Annotated in this window: 1 protein-coding gene (cut by a window edge); it reads left to right on the top strand. The window is 58.2% G+C overall.

The features are described 5' to 3' along the window. Nucleotides 1–17,256, top strand: the 3' portion of a protein-coding gene (locus tag KBY85_RS07940) for an Ig-like domain-containing protein (protein ID WP_254960977.1). The gene continues 11,325 nt to the left of window position 1, outside the view; the window shows 17,256 of its 28,581 coding nt (coding positions 11,326–28,581); its start codon lies beyond the left edge, outside the window; its stop codon occupies nt 17,254–17,256.

Genomic DNA, 17,256 nt, shown 5'->3' with positions numbered 1-17,256 from the left:
GTCTTGAGCTTTGATCTGGTGACGGGCGGCACCCCCCTGGGCCTGGCCAGCACCACGATCACGGTGGCGGCGGTGAATGATCCAGCCGTGTTCAGTGGTGTTCCGCCAGTCGGCACGATTGGGCGCTTACGCCACGGTGTGGCCACAACCCTGCAGAGCCTGCTGGGCAGCACGCCGATTAGCGTTGCTGATTTGGATCTGGCCGATTACGGCACCTCCACCCAGCTGAGTCTCGAGGTGCTCAAGGCCAGCCTGGCTGGCCTCAGCGCTGGAGCCCATAGCGGCGGCGCCACGCTCGTGATCAACAGCACCAGTTCCTGGTTGGCGACGGGCACACTGGCCCAGCTCAATGCCCTCTTGGCCGATCCAGCGATCACGCTGCAATCGACTGCCCCCGGTATGGTCCCAGTGAGACTGATTCTGGATGATGGCTCCGGAGTCATTGGCTCCCAGACTGGACCATGGACAGGCAAAGGCTCCTTTTTATTCCGTGCGGTTAGTGATCCGGTTCTCACCAACTCCGCCAGCAGTTCGGCCCGCCCGATCACGGCCGGGTTCGGCGAAAGCCTGGGCTTCCTCTCGATCAGCGATCCCGATGCCGCCAGCAGCCCCCAGACCTTCACGCTGACGATCAGTGATCCAGCTGCTGGCATAGCCCTGTACGGCGTGACTGACGGCGACAGCCTTGCCAGTGGTCTTCAGCTCAAGGGAACCGCAGCTGAGATCAACAGCCAACTCAACGATGCCCGCTACAAGGCATCGACCACGGGGAATTCGAGCCTGGAGCTGAGCCTCAGTAATGGGCTGGCACCTGCAATCGGCAGCACCGTCAGCTTCTCAGCAATCAATTCACCACCCACCCTCACCCAGATCAACACGCTGAGCGGCGCTCAGGAAGATCAGCCGTTTGCGATTACTTTCTCGGATCTATCCGCCGCCGCTGATGATGCCGACAACGGCGGCAGCGTGGAAGGCTTCGTGGTGAAAGCCGTCAACAGCGGCACGCTCAAGCTCGGCACCAAAGAGCAGGGCGCCACCCCCTGGGATGCCACCACCAACAACCACATCACCCCCACCACTAACGCCTATTGGACGCCCACCGCCGATGCCAACGGCACGGGCACCAGCGCCATCAGTGCCTTCACGGTGACAGCGCTGGACAACAGCGGCGGTGAATCAACCATACCCATTGCGGTGTCAATCGACGTCACACCGGTGAATGATGCGCCGACGATCAGCGGTGTGCCCGGCACGGAGGCGCCCGTCAATACGGGCATTAGCAGCGCCCTGGTTGATTTCACCGTCGCCGACATCGATAGCACCGCCCTGACGCTGACGCTCTTGCCTGTCAATGGCACCATCAGCAACCTGACGGATGCCGATAACAGCCGCGATGGCATTCAGCTCACTGGCACAGCCGCGCAGATCAATGCAGCTGTGGCTAATGCCACCTTCACAGCTGCCAAGGTTGGCAGTTCAAGCATTGACTTGCAACTGGATGATGGTGGCGTTGAGCTGGTGAAAGCCAGCTACAGCTTTAGTGCCACCAAGCTCAATAGTGCCCCCACCCTCAGCACTCCAGGCACTACCCCCCGTCCTCTAACCACGGGGCTGGCCGATGGCCTGAGTTACATCGGCGTCAATGACGCAGACACCGATCAGACCCTCACCCTCAGCCTGAGTGCCAGCGGCGGCAGCTTCCGCGGCCTCACCGATGCCGATCCCAATGCCACCGGCATCCAACTGAGCGGCACCGTTAGTGCCATCAATACAGCCCTCGCCGCCGGTTCCTTTGTCGCCACTGCCGATGGCCCCGCGACCATCAGCGCCAGTCTCAGCGACGGTGTTATCACCACGCCGGTTACGGCCACCTACACCCTCACCGCCACCAATGCGGCACCCACCCTCACCTTGGTGAATGCCCTGGGCGGCGCAATCGAGGATCAGGCCTTCCAGTTCACCCACACTGATCTGCTGGGCGCCGCCAATGAAGCCGATGCCGGCGGTGGCGTGGTCGGTTTTGTCGTCACCACTGTCGACACCTCCAAAGGCACTCTCTCGATTAACGGCAGCGCCTGGGATGCGGCAACCAACAACCGTATTGATGCTGACCGCAAGGCGGAGTGGACACCAGCCGCTAACAGCAACGGCAACCCAGTCTCCGGTGCCTTCCAGATCAAAGCCCTCGACGACGCTGGGTTGACATCAACCACAGCCGTTCCTGTTTCGATCATCGTCGCGGCGGTTAATGATGCGCCAACCATCAGCGGAGTGCCGGCTGTTGCGACCGCTGTCAATACCGGCATTAGCAGCGCCCTGGTTGATTTCACCGTTGCCGATATCGACAGCACCGCCTTAACGCTGACGTTCTCGCCTGTCAATGGCACCATCGGCAACCTCACAGATGCCGATAACAGCCGCGATGGCATTCAGCTCAGTGGCGGCGCCAGCTACATCAATGCAGCCGTGGCCACTGCCACGTTCACCGCAGCCACCGTTGGCAGTGCCAGCATCAACCTGACGCTGGACGATGGCGGCACCGAGCTGGTGAAAGCCAGCTACAGCTTTAGTGCCACCAAGCTCAATAGTGCCCCTACCCTCAGCACGCCTGGCTCTAGCCGTGCTCTCACCACGGGTGTGGCCGATGGTCTGAGTTACATCAGCGTCAATGACGCCGATAGCGATCAGAGCCTCACCCTCACTCTGAACGCTACTGGCGGCAACGTGCGCGGGCTCAGCGATGCCGACCTCAATGCCAGCGGCATTCAACTCAATGGCAGCGTTAGTGCAATTAATGCAGCCCTGGCGGCTGGCTCCTTTGTCGCCAGTGCCGATGGGGCAGGCAGCATCAACGCCAGTCTGAGCGACGGTGTGATCAGCACACCCGTCACAGCGACCTACAGCATCACGGCCACCAATGCGGCTCCAACGCTCACCCTGGTCAATACCCTGAACGGTGCCAAAGAAGATCAGATCTTTGACATCAACCTCGCTGATCTGATGGACGCCGCCAATGAAGCCGATACCGGCGGTGGTGTGATCGGCTTTGTCGTCACCACTGTCGACAGCAGCAAAGGCAACCTCTCGATTAACGGCAGCGCCTGGGATGCGGCAACCAACAACCGCATTGATGCGGATCGCAAGGCGCAGTGGACGCCAGCTTCCAACCTCAACGGCAACCCTGTCTCCGGTGCGTTCCAGGTCAAAGCCCTTGACGACGCTGGGTTGACATCGACAACGGCCGTACCTGTTTCGATCACCGTCGCGCCGGTCAATGATGCGCCAAGCCTTAGCGCCGGCAGCTACAGCTTTACCGGCGTCAATGAGGAAACGGCGACCAGTGGCGTGACCGTGCTCAATCTGCTCGGCGGAAGCGGTAGCAACCGAGCCAGCGACCAGGAGACGGCCAGCGCAAGCCTTGGCATCGCCATTCTCACGGCCACGGGGCTAGGAACCTGGCAGTACTCCACCAACAGCGGCACGAGCTGGACGGCCTTTGGAACCCTGGCCACCAGCAATGCCTTACTTCTCGCCAACACCAGCCAGGTGCGATATGTGCCTGATGGCACCAATGGCGAAAGCGGTGGTAGCGCACCTACCCTCACCTTCCTCGCCTGGGATGGCAGCGATGGCAGCACAGTTGGCACCAAGGTGGACGCCACCAGCACGGGTGGAAGCAGTGCATTTTCGAGTACCACCAATACGGCCACGATGACCGTAAGCGCGGTGGATGATCCCCTTACCCTGAGCCTATCCCAACCTGCTGCAGTTACCTATCTTGAAAATGACCAGCATCTTCTTGATGCTGGATTAACCCTAGATGACCCCGATAGCAATACATCAGTAACTGGCGCCAGGATAGAAATCAGTGCTGCCACCTACCGAAGCGGCGAAGACTATCTCGAGGTTTCCGCTGCAAACCGCAGCAGTGGTACGGCCACCAACGGAACCATGGTGATCAATGGTTCCACCATAAGCTACAGCTTCAGCAGCGGCCTGATGTCACTCTCCGGGACATCATCCCAGGAAAGCTATCAGGAGGCCCTAAGGAGAATTAGCTATCGCAATAGCAGTGAAAATCCCAATACCAGTGCGCGTGAAATTACAGCCACAGCAGGCAGCATGCTGGTGCAATACCTTACGGATGCTGACAATATTGTCAGACCACACTTTTATGAGTATGTGACTGTTGGCGGCAGTGGTATCAGTTGGACAAATGCCAAAGATTCCGCTCAAGCCAGAACCTATGCAGGCATGCAGGGTTACCTGGCCACCATTACCAGCTCCACTGAAAGTAATTACATAAAAACGCGTCTGAGCGGCGCGGCATGGATCGGCGCTTCCGATGCCGCCTCCGAAGGCACCTGGAAGTGGGTAACCGGACCAGAAGAAGGTACCACCTTCTGGAGAGGCAACTGGAGCTCAACAACAACTACGGAAAGATACGGGTTTTTAAACTTGCAATCAAGAGACGTTACAACCTGGTCGTTGTCTGGCGCCGGGGCTGTTTCAGGTATTTATTCCAACTGGGCTACCCACGAGCCGAATAATTCCAGTGGTGAAGATTACGCTCAGATCCTGGCCGATGGCACGGGAGACTGGAACGACATTGACAACAATAATTACCGCTCTGCTTATCTGGTTGAGTACAGCAGCCCTTCAGTAACTTCAATCAGTTTCAGTAAGTCCATCACCCTGACGCCGGAGCCTCAGAATGATGCGCCTGTGCTCGCATCGGCCTCGCCTGTGTTCACAGCCATCACGGAAGATGCCACATCCGGTACAGGCCTGCTGATTTCCAGTGAAATCAGCAGCAGCACAATCACCGATGTTGATACCGGTGCCCTTAAAGGCGGCATTGCTATTACCAGCCTGAACAATGGCAACGGCACCTGGCAATACCGGCTGAACAACAGCGGCAATTGGTTGGCGATCGGGAGCCTGTCGGATACCTCGTCCCTTCTACTGCGCCCCGCCGCCGATGCGGTGCGCTTCCTTCCCGATGGCGAAAACGCCACCAGCGCCACTTTTACCTACCGCGCCTGGGACCAGAGCAGCGGCACCGCCGGCAGCCTGGTGAATACCTCTGAAAACGGCGGAATCACAGCCTTCTCTAGTGCCAGCAACACCGCCAGCATCAGCGTGACGGCCGTGAATGATGCCCCCACCTGGCAGGACTCCACGGCGATCAAGCTCCCTTCCGCCGTGCGTTCACAAGCAAGCGATGTGATCAGCGTCGCCGAACTGCTGGCCGGCTCCGTCGCTGATGTTGACAGCGGCGCCTCCGCTGGCATTGCCATCACGGGGCTTAGCAAAACCAACAGTAGTAATGGCGCCCTCACCGACAGCGGCAAGTGGCAGTACAGCACTAACTCCGGCAGCACCTGGAGCGACCTCACCACAGCCAGCGATAGCGCGGCGCGCTTGCTGAATGCCAACGCCCAATTGCGCTATCTGCCGGATGCAACCACCGTCGGCAATGTGATCAGTGGCCTGACATTCCGCGCCTGGGACACCACCAGCGGCATCAATGGCAGCACGGCAAACACCACAAGCAACGGGCTGAGCACGGCCTTCAGCAGCGCCACTCGCAACGCCACCCTGCTTGTCAACGGCGTCACCCTGCAGGGCAATCTCAACGCCATCACTGCCACGGAGAATAGCGATCAGGCCCTAGGAAGTGGCCTCAGCCTCAGTGGATCCGGCAGCCTCAGTACGGCACGCATTCAAATCTCGAAGGGCTACAGCAGTGGTGATCAGTTACTCCTTCCAGTCAATAGTGCCGGTATTACAGGCCAGTGGGATGGTGATACCGCCACCCTCACCCTCAGTGGCACGGCCCCCGTTGGTGAGTACCGGTCTGCCCTGCAATCGGTGCAGTTCCATAGCGGTGATGACCCCACGGCCATCACCGCGACCCGCACGATCGGCTGGTTCCTAGAGGCCGATAGCACCAGTGCCTCTTACAACACCAGCTGGGCCGATCGCAGCCTCACGATCATCGCTGTTGCCGATGCGCCAGGGATCACCCCCGGCACCATCGCCTCCTTCACGGAAAGCGGTAACGCCGTTGTCGTTGCTCCCACTCTCAGTCTCGCCGATGTCGATGACACCGAGCTCGCTAGTGCCACAGTCACCATCAGTGCCAACAACCGCCAATCCGGGGACACCCTCAGCCTCAATGCCGCCCTGGCGAGTGATTTAGGTCTCACTTCAAGCTTCAACGCCAACACCGGTGTCTTGAGCATCACCGGGATAGCCAAGGTGTCGGCCTATCAGGAGGCCCTGCGCGCGGTGACCTTCTCAAGCAGCAACATCGAGCTCACCGCCAATGGCGCTGCGCCCAATCGCACCATCAGTTGGAGCGTGGTCGATGCCAATTCCGATGCGGCTGGCGCCGCCACCGGCACGGCAACGGGCACCTTGTCGATCCACGCGGTGAACAGTGCCCCCCTGATCACGCTCGGATCGGGCAACACAAGCGTTGCCTACAGCGAAGGCGGCACTGCGGTGGTTCTCAACGCTGGCATCAGCCTCAGTGATGCCGACGACACGGCACTGATCCGCGCCAGTGTTCAGATCTCTCCCGCCACGACCGGTGACGTGCTGGCCCTTGGTAGCACTGCGCCGTCGACGATCAGCGGGAACTACGACAGCAACCAAGGTGTTCTGCTGCTCACGCCGGCGAATTCGAACGCCACAGCATCACTGGCTGATTTCCGGGACGCCCTGCGCACGGTCACCTACAGCTCCAGCTCCGACGATCCCACCGCGTTAAGCCCCACCCGATCCGTCAGTTGGAGCATCACCGATGCCAACAGTGACGGTGCCAGCGGCGGCAACCTGGGCCATTCTCTTCCTTCCGCTACCACGATCACGATTGCAGCGGCGACGGATGCGCCGCTGCTCAGTGGTGCACCCTCTGCTGCTCCGACCTACAACGAGGCCGGTCCTGCGACCGCGCTGGCGCCTGGCCTGACGATCAGCGACGTCGATGATCTGCAATTGCGCAGCGCGACGGTCACGATCAGCAGTGGTCGCATTGGCGACACCCTGGCCTTCACGGCAGCGACAACGTCGATCAGCGGGCAATACAACAGCGATACCCGGGTCCTCAGGTTGACGGGATCGGCATCGCTGGCGGACTACCAGCAAACGCTGCGCAGCATCGTGTTCTCCAGCACGAATAACGATCCCACCGGTGGTGCTGCCAGCGAGACCCGGAGCTTCCAATGGAAGGTCAGTGACGGCAATTCCGATGGCACTGGCATCGCCTCCAGTAACGCTTTGAGCACAACGCTCACCGTGCAGGCGGTCAATCAGGCACCCCAGATCGGCACCTTGTCTGGGGGTCCCCTCAGCTACCGCGAGGGTGATCCCGCCCTACTCCTCAACCCTGAGCTGACCCTCACGGATCGAGATAGCACCCAGATCAGCGCCGCATCCATCGCCATCACCGCTGGTTTCACCACCGGCGATGTCCTGAGCCTGCCGATCACCGTCAGCGGCATTACCGCCACTTACAAGGCTGCAACCGGTGTGTTGAGACTCACCGGCGATGCATCGCTGGGCGATTACCAGAAGGCCCTGCGGGCCGTGAGCTACAGCACAACCAACGCCAACCCAACCGCCACCAGCACCAGCCGCGCCATCACCCTCCAGGTGACGGATGTCGGCGCCCCCGCTCCAGCCAGCAGCACGGTGACGACCACCACCGTCAATCTGACGGCGGTGAATAACAACCCCACCTTGACAGTCTTCTCGGCTGGGGCTGTTTCAGGCCTAGAGGACAGCACGATCACCATCCGCTACGGCGATCTGATTGGCAACGGTTCTGCCCAGGGCCAGGTGGCGGATGTCGACGGCACCGTCAGTGCTCTGGAGATTAAAGAACTGCTCAGCGGTTCGCTCTTGCTTGGCACCACGCTGAATACAGCAACCGCCTACAGCGCGAGCAGCAATGCCCGGATTGATGCCAATACCAATGCCTATTGGACACCTGCGGCCAATGCCAATGGCACAGGCAACAATGCCCTGAGTGCTTTCACCGTCGTGGCACGCGACAACAGCGGTGCTGTGTCGGTACCGCCGCGCACCGTGCTCGTCGATGTGACCCCTGACCAGAGCGATGCAGCCCTGATCACCAAGGTCTCCTTGCCCGCCAATGGCACCTACAGCACTGACGACAACCTGCTCTTCTCGATTGCGTTTGATCGTGCGGTCACGGTCAACACCACCAATGGCACCCCATTGCTGCCGATCACCCTCGATACCGGCAGCGGTGCCGCCGCCAGCTACCTCAGCGGCACTGGCACCAACACCTTGCTGTTCCAGTACACCGTCCGAGGCGGTGATTTCGACAGCAGCGGCATCGCCGTTGCAGCAGCCCTCAATCTCAATGGCGGTCAGATCACCAGCATCGATGACGGCCTACCCGTCAACAGCACCCTCACCTTGCCGGGCTTTGCCTCCACCACTGGTCTGCTCGTCGATGGCATCAACGACGCCCCTGAGATCAGCTCAACAGCGACGTTGGCACTCTCCTACCGCGAGGGTGATCCCGCCCTACTCCTCAACCCTGAGCTGACCCTGAGTGATGCCGATAGCACCAATTTCAGCTCGGCCACGGTGCGCATTAGCGCTGGTTTCACCACTGGCGATGTCCTGGCACTGAGCACTCAGGTCAGTGGCGATACCGGTGTGCAGGGCAGCTGGAATGCCGATACCTTCACCCTCACGCTCACCCCGAGCACCGATCAGAACGCGCCGCAACCAACCCTGATCCATCTGCTCAGGGCGCTGCGGGCGGTCACCTACGCCAGCAGCAGCGACAACCCCACCGCCACCAGCACCAGCCGCACCATCGAGTGGCAGGTCAGCGACAGCGGCCAGGCGACGAGCGCCGTGGCAGCGGGCACGTTCACCATCACGCCGGTGAACGATGCACCCACCTTCTCGATCCTGGGCACCGGTGTTGTCCGCACCGAGGAAGACACCGCCGCTGAGATCAGTTTTGAGACCCTGGCGTCTGTTTCCAACGCCAGCGATGTCGATGGTCAGGTGAATGCCTACGTGGTGAAAGCGGTGACCAGCGGCAGCCTGCGCCTGGGCAGCAGCGCTGAAACCGCCACGGCCTGGGCGGTAGGCACCAATGACGCCATCACGGACAACACCAAGGCCTTCTGGACACCTGCCGCTGACGCCAACGGTGATGGAATCAGTGCCTTCACCGTGGTCGCCCGCGATGACGGCGCCAATGGCGGTGTGGTGTCGACCACACCGGTTGCGGTGACGGTGGATGTCACTCCAGTGGCGGACATTGCCCAGATCACTGGCTTCCAGATGCCGGCAAATGGCAGCTATGGCATCGGCTCCCAGCTCAAGTTCGCGATCAGCCTCGATCGCGCCATCAGCCTCGATTCCGCTGGCGGTTTGCCAAGCCTGAGCCTGCAACTCGATGGCAACCGCAGCGTCAATGCTGTTCTGGAGGGCGCGCCAGACAACGCAATCACCCATTACGCCGCCGGTGATCAGCTCACCTTTGCTTACACCGTCGCTGACGGTGATTTGCGTAGCTCCAGCGGCATCGGATTGCCTACCAGCCTGAGCCTCCCCGATGGCAGCAGCCTCACCAACACCGATGGCGGTGTGAGCGTGGATGTGAACCGCACGCTGCCACCAGCAACCAGCTCCGCTGTGTTGGTTGATGGTGTGCTGCCGGGGCTGGCAACAATCAAGGTGGCTGCAGGCAGTGAAAGTAACCGCGCGGTGCAGACCTTCCGCGTCACCTTCTCAGAGCCTGTGAGCAACGTCGATGCCACCGACTTCCGCCTCACGGCAACGGGTACTGCCATCGGCTCGTTGAGCCATGTGCAGGCCGTGAATCCCATTAATGGTGTTACTGCAACTGATGGTGTTACTGCAACTTTTGATGTCACGGTGAGCGAGATCAGTGGCCTGGGCCGTCTGGTGCTCCAACTCAAGAGCAGTGGCACCGGTATTACCGATGCTGTTGGTAATCCGCTTGCTGTAGGGGCAGTTGCGAGCGGCAGTATTGAAGTGGATCGGGTTGGTGCTTTTAGCCGTGTAGCCGGTGATGACCGTCTGAGCCTGGCGGAGGCCACCAACCCCAACGGCATTCAGGTCAAAGGCACGGTGTCCCAGGCCGTGGCGGGGCAACAGTTGGATGTCCTGATCTCGCCTACTGGGTCCTCCAATAACCCTGTGTTGTTGGCCACGATCACGGCCCAGGGCGATGGCAGCTGGAGCGCAGTGGTGCCCAAAGCCAGCCTGGATCCCCATGGCACGGGGTCCTACACCCTGACTCTGAAGCAGGGCAGCAGCACCCTAGGAACCAAGGATATTTCGATTGATCGGGATCCACCTACCCTAAGTAATCCGATTACCGATTCCGGTAACAACCCCTTCTTCTCCGGTGGTGGCCTGCTCAACAAGGCAGAAGTTGCTGCTGGCCTAACGATCAAGGGCACCACTGATGCAGAAGACGGTCAGCAAGTGGATGTGAGCCTCGGCGGCTTCAATGGCGCCGGCGTGGTGAGTAATGGCAATTGGCAGGTGCAATTCAGCGATAGCCAGTTGCGGACCCTTCGCGATGGATCGATCAACCTGGGCCTGTCGGTGAGTGATTTGGCCGGCAATCTCAGTACTGCTGATTACGGCCTCACGCTGGATACCACAGCGCTGGTGACTCTGGCGACGATTTCCACTGACTCATGGATCAACCTCGCCGAGAGCAGCCAAGCCCTCACGATCAGTGGCGTGGCTGCGGATGTGCAGGAGGGTGCTTCTGTCAACTTGGCGATTACATCGACCAGTGGTAGCAGCACGTCAACGCTTTACAGCAGTCCATCCGGCTCGGTGAGCCAAGGAGCCTTCAGTTTCAATGTGCCGGCGTTTAGCTGGCTCAATGGCACCACTTACTCCGTTACCGTGATCGGTAGCGATGCTGTTGGTAACCCCTTCTCTGCCACAAAAACGGTGACGGTCGATACGACGCCTCCCATCGTTGATTTGCAGTTGTCCTTTGGTTCGGCGCCAGCTGTCCGTTTCCTCGATCCATCGTTTGCTGGCCAGTTCGCTGGTGCGATCAACACCTCTGCCACCCTCAACGCCGCTGAGTTGGCTGCCGGTGTACTGCTCAGCAGCAGTGCCAGCACTGATGCCGCTACCACGCTGGTTAGCGTCAATGGCGTCAGCCAGTTGGTGGCGCCGAGCAGCAGCAACGGCACTAGCAGTTGGGGCTTGGCCTTGGATGCTGAACGCTTCTTGCTGCCCAATGAGGGAGCCTTCAGTGTTTCGGCAACCGTGACTGATCAGGCCGGCAATCGTGCCACTGGCGGCGGCTCAATCACGATTGACCGCTTGGCTGCGATCACCATCAGCTCGCCTGTCGATGGGGTTGGCGGTAATAATCTGCTCAATCCTGCTGAGGCGGCAGCAGTAACGATTTCTGGAACGGTCGCCAATGTGCTGAGTGATACCAGTGCCAGCGTGGTGATTGATGTGCTGGCTGATAAGGCCACAACACCGACATTCACAAGTTCAGTTCCGCTCTCCACGAATAGCTGGACTACTCCGGCCCTGGACCTCAGCAGCTTGGCTAACGGCAACTACAGCCTGCGTGCCAGTGTCCGTGATGGTGCCGGAAATTTGGTTTCCGCAAGCCAGTCTTTTGTCATCAACGCCGGTCCGCCAGTGTTTAGGTCCACGGCCATGGCTGGGGACTCCTTTATTAATGCCAGTGAACTGAGCAGTGGCTTGGAGCAGATCCTCTCGGGTTTGGTGAGCAACGTAGAGGACGGCCAGATCGTGCAGGTGACGCTGCCTGGAGCTGGATCACTTGCCAGCCGCAGCGTGAGCGCCGTTGTGTCGGGGGGAGCCTGGAGCCTGCCGGTTCCCGCCGATTTGCTGGAGGCCTATGGCGCCACCGAACGCTCTTATACGGTAGGACTGGCGCTGACCAATCAAGCCGGCAATAGTGCTAGCAGCACGAGCGACTTTACGGTGGACACGGTAGCGCCGGTGCTGGCCGTTACGACTCCAACCGAAGAGCAGTGGGGTGATGCGGCCACTAATCCCGATGCTAATCCGATCACGCTGACTGGCACGACGGCAGGCCTCGAGGCTGGCCAGGCGGTCTCTGTGGAAATCAACAACAACAGATTGTGGGCCATCCGTGACGCCAGCAACCCACTCAATTGGAGCCTCAGCCTTGGAAGCAAAGTGCTGCAAAAACTCTATGCAGCCGGCAACAGGCTGCTGCTCAAAGCCACTGACCTCGCCGGCAACACAGCCATCCTCGACCAGACCTTTAACGTCACCGGAGTAGACACCACACCACCGGTAATCCTTGATCTACCCACCAATCAGATCATCAGCGCCGATGAAGGTGCACTCCTGATCGCCCAGTTCAAAGCCAACCAGTCCGTCACCTGGAGCCTGCAAGATGTCGATCCCACCCAGCTCGGAATTAACCCCACGAGCGGTAGCTTCTCTTTCTTCAAGCCCATCCAGCTCGCTGATAGAGATGCTGCTAACAAGCCCCTCGGCAATCTCTCGATTCCTTTTACGCTTATAGCCACCGATGCCCGCGGCAATCAAACCAAGAAGCCATTAACCCTGGCAGTGATCAACATCACGGATCAGGCGCTGGATATCTTTGACCAAGATGGAATTAGCCAAAGTGTTGAGGATGCAGCCACCAATGGCCGCAGCACAACCCCGGGAGATCTCAACAACGACGGCATTCTCGATAGTCGGCAACCCAACGTGGCCTCCGTGCCGTGGGTCAGCAAAGGAAACTTCCAAACAGCCTCTTCTAATCCGACAGAGGCTTTGCCCGACAGCTTTACGTCGCTGCAGGCCGACAGCGATGTGCGGATCGTCAATGTCAACGTCCTTAAACCAGAGGAGCTTGCCGTACCTGGGAATGGCTCATCAGCTGTTCCATCCGTGATCGTCAGCACAACAGCCGGGAGCAGTCAGAGCGGCAGTGTCGTCGTGAGCTATCCCTACGACCCCCTGGCATTCCGGCTGGAAAGCATCGACAACGTCACCCAGGAACGACTCGACAGGTTTATCGATCTAGCTCCCGCACTAGCCGACGGCAGTGATCCATACCCGGGAGATCAGGTACGGCAGGTGATCCTTCTGCCAGGCAATGGCCTTGCGATGAATACCTACACCAAATGGAACCCATCAGCCAATAACGGCACAGGGGGTTGGTTTGAATTCCTCGCCGACGGCAATCCCTACACCTACGACAATGGTGCAGAGCTGATAGACCTCAACGGTGATGGACTCATTAATCAGATCGTCCTGACCTATACCGATGGCGACCCCGCTGGCGGTGATATTGACGGCATCGTCAATGGCATCATCGACGATCCGGGCATGCCTGGACTAATCTCAACGGCTCCGACAACCACCGCGGCCGTTAGCGCCATTAACGACAACGTCGGCATTATCAGCGGCACCGTCAACCCAGGCAGCACCACCGACGACACCTCCCTGTCGATCAGCGGCACCCTCTCCGCGGCCCTGGCCACCGGTGAAACCGTTCGGATCTACGACGGCAGCATGTTCCTTGGCACCGCCAATGTCTCCGGCACCAGCTGGAGCTATGTCGATAGCCGTACCCTCACCAATAACCAGAACCTCAGCTATACGGCCCGAGTTGCCGATGCCGCCGCCAACCAGTCCCCCGCCGGCAGCGCCTACACCGCAACCATCGATTTCACCCCGCCAGCTGTTAGCTCCTTCACACTCTCTGATTCCGCACTACAAATAGGCGATACCGCAACCGTTACACTCACATTCTCAGAAGCCGTAACCGCCTTCAGCAGCGCCGCTGATATCACCGCTCAAAACGGTATCCTCTCTGCGATGACCACCTCCAATGGAGGCATCACCTGGACTGGCACCTTCTCGCCAACGGCAGCAATAGAAGATTCCACCAATATCCTCACACTCGCCAATACCTATATCGATCTCGCTGGCAATACCGGCGTCACCGCCACAACAATCAACTACACCGTTGATACCCTCGCTCCTGCCGTTAGCTCCTTCACACTCTCTGATTCCGCACTACAAATCGGCGATACCGCTACCGTTACACTCACCTTCTCAGAAGCCGTAACCGCTTTCAGCAGTGCCGCTGATATCACCGCTCAAAACGGTATCCTCTCAACGATGACCACCTCCAATGGAGGCATCACCTGGACTGGCACCTTCTCGCCAACGGCAGCAATAGAAGATGCCACCAATATCCTCACACTCGCCAATACCTACACCGATCTCGCTGGCAATACCGGCGTCACCGCCACAACAATCAACCACACCGTTGATACCCTCGCTCCTGCCGTTAGCTCCTTCACACTCTCTGATTACGCACTGCAAATCGGTGATACTGCAACCGTTACTCTCACCTTCTCAGAAGCTGTAACCGCCTTCAGCAGCGCCGCTGATATCACCGCTCAAAACGGTATCCTCTCAGCGATGACCACATCCAATGGAGGCATTACCTGGATAGGCACCTTTACGCCAACATCAGCAATAGAAGATGCCACCAATATCCTCACACTCGCCAATACGTATACCGATTTAGCTGGTAATACAGGACCAACCGCATCCACAACCAACTACAGCATTGATACCAAGGCTCCTGCTGTTAGCTCCTTCACACTCTCTGATTCAGCACTACAAATCGGCGATACCGCTACCGTTACACTCACATTCTCAGAAGCCGTAACCGCCTTCAGCAGCGCCGCTGATATCACCGCTCAAAACGGCAGCCTCTCAGCGATGACCACCCCCAATGGAGGCATCACCTGGACTGGCACCTTTACACCAACATCATCGATAGAAAATCCAACCAATATCCTCACACTCGCCAATACCTATACCGATCTCGCTGGCAATAATGGCGTCACAGCCACAACAATCAACTACACCGTTGATACCCTCGCTCCTGCCGTTAGCTCCTTCACACTCTCTGATTCAGCACTACAAATCGGCGATACCGCCACTGTTACCCTCAACTTCTCAGAAGCCGTAACCACTTTCAGCAGCGCCGCTGATATCACCGCTCAAAACGGTATCCTCTCATCGATGACCACCTCCAATGGAGGCATCACCTGGACTGGCACCTTCTCGCCATTGGCAGTAATAGAAGATGCCACCAATATCCTCACCCTCGCCAATACCTATACCGATCTCGCTGGTAATACCGGCATCACCGCCAACACAGCCAACTACACCATTGATAGCTCTGCACCCTCTGTCGTGGCTGTTCGCTCGTCGACTCCAAATGGAACCTATGGCGTGGGTGACATCATTACCCTTCAAGTTCAGTTCTCAGGAGGGCTTGTAATCACCGGCTCTCCTAAACTGAAACTTGAAACCGGCAGTATTGATCAATTAGCCAGTTTCACGGCCTTAGGCAGAACGGCAATTGCGGACGATACCCTCACCTTCACCTACACAATCCAGGTTGGTGATACCACTGAAGATCTTGATCAACACTCTGCCAGTGCACTGGAATTAAACGGCGCCACCATCAAGGACGCCGCTGGCAATGACGCCATCCTCAGCCTGGCTCAGCCTGGGAATATTGGATCGCTCGCTAGCAATGGAACCCTAATCATCGATACCAATCCGAGCACTATCGGTCTCGATAACGATGGCGCTGATGATTCTTATGAGCTTGGTAAAGATTTCAATAAAGATGGCATTGATGACAGCAAACAGGAAACTGTGACGACCTTCGCGTCGACACAAGGGACCAGCAGCTTGGTCTTGAAAACTCCCGCTTCAACCCAGCAAACTAGCCTAAATGGCGGCATCGTTACTACCACTACTTCACTATTTTTTGACAACGCAACCAGCAACCCCACCTCCTTCGGGGGCCTTCAGGCTAGCATTAATGATTCCAATCCCAATTCTACCGCTACGGTTAAAAGAACTTCAGAGCTGATCAGCTTTACGGTTTCGCCAAAAGTTGCCACGTCCGGCGATGTCAGCGGCCTGGATATTGAAAAGATCAGGGATAATGCAATAGCAAAGTTTGAGTCGACAGTTCAGGAAGTTGATCTTTACTTCCCCGCAAATCCAGATGCAGGCGAAAGCTGGAATGCGATCTATAAAAAGAATAAAGATGGTGACTATTTCCTGTTTAATTACGATCCGATCACTGGCCTGGGCGGAATACTTCTTGATCGAGACAATGATGGCAAGGTCGATGGGGCAAGACTTTATTTAAAAGACGGTGAACTTGGGGATTTTGATGAGACGGTCAATGGCCGCATTGTTGATCCTGTTGGCATGGCAACGGTATCTGCGCCCACATTGCGGATTAGCAACGACAACAAGGGATTTACTGTTGATGGGGTAGAAGGTACCGGTCTGTGGATCACATTGGATGTCAATTCTTTTAGCTCCGCAACCCAAAGCAATTTAGAAATTTTCGACAGCGGCACTGGGAACTTCTATGGGGCAATCGGTGCCACCCTAGGCTCTGGCCCTACAGGAATCCAGACTATTTACATTGATGCCGGAACGACGATCAGCTTCCGCTACAGCGATGGTGCCGGCCAGGCCAATAGCAATCCCGCCCTCAATATCACTAATACAGCCAACGGCTTCAGGCTTGGCCTCGATGCCGACCGTAACGGCACGTACACCGACTTGATGCTTGACATCAGCAGCTCGTTCGCGGCTAGCTCACCCGCCAGCCTGGCCATGGCCCGCAAACAGCTGACCAGCAGCGACACGATCCTGGACCTAACCAGCATCACGGCAGCGGGCATCCGGTTGACTCTTGATATTTCAACCGATTGCAGCCTGCGCAACCGATTTGGATTCGTAAAACTCGACCCCTTAACAGGCACTTCCTATAAGGTTAATGGGATTTCCCAGAATGATGGCGCCGCCTTCCGCAGCGCCGTCCTTAGCCAATTCATCAATCCCTACCAAGGTTCAGGCACTTCGCACCAAAATGGCCAATCCAGGCAAAGTATTTCCTGGACCCTCGACAGCACTGCTGCCGGCTATTACGCCCCGGTGATGATCACCGAAGGGGGTGAGGTGCTGACCTTTGGTGCCACCACCGCCAGTGATGGACGCCAGCACGTCAAACTGCTTGGCACCAACACCTTTGGCTTCGAGGATCTCCTCGCTAGCCAGGGCTCCGATTGGGATTTCAATGACACCAAGATCAGGGTGAGCATCAGTGACTAA

Origin of the sequence: Cyanobium sp. BA5m-10 (assembly GCF_024346255.1) — a bacterium.
GTDB lineage: Bacteria > Cyanobacteriota > Cyanobacteriia > PCC-6307 > Cyanobiaceae > Cyanobium_A > Cyanobium_A usitatum.
This window is presented reverse-complemented; position numbering and strand designations above follow the sequence as displayed.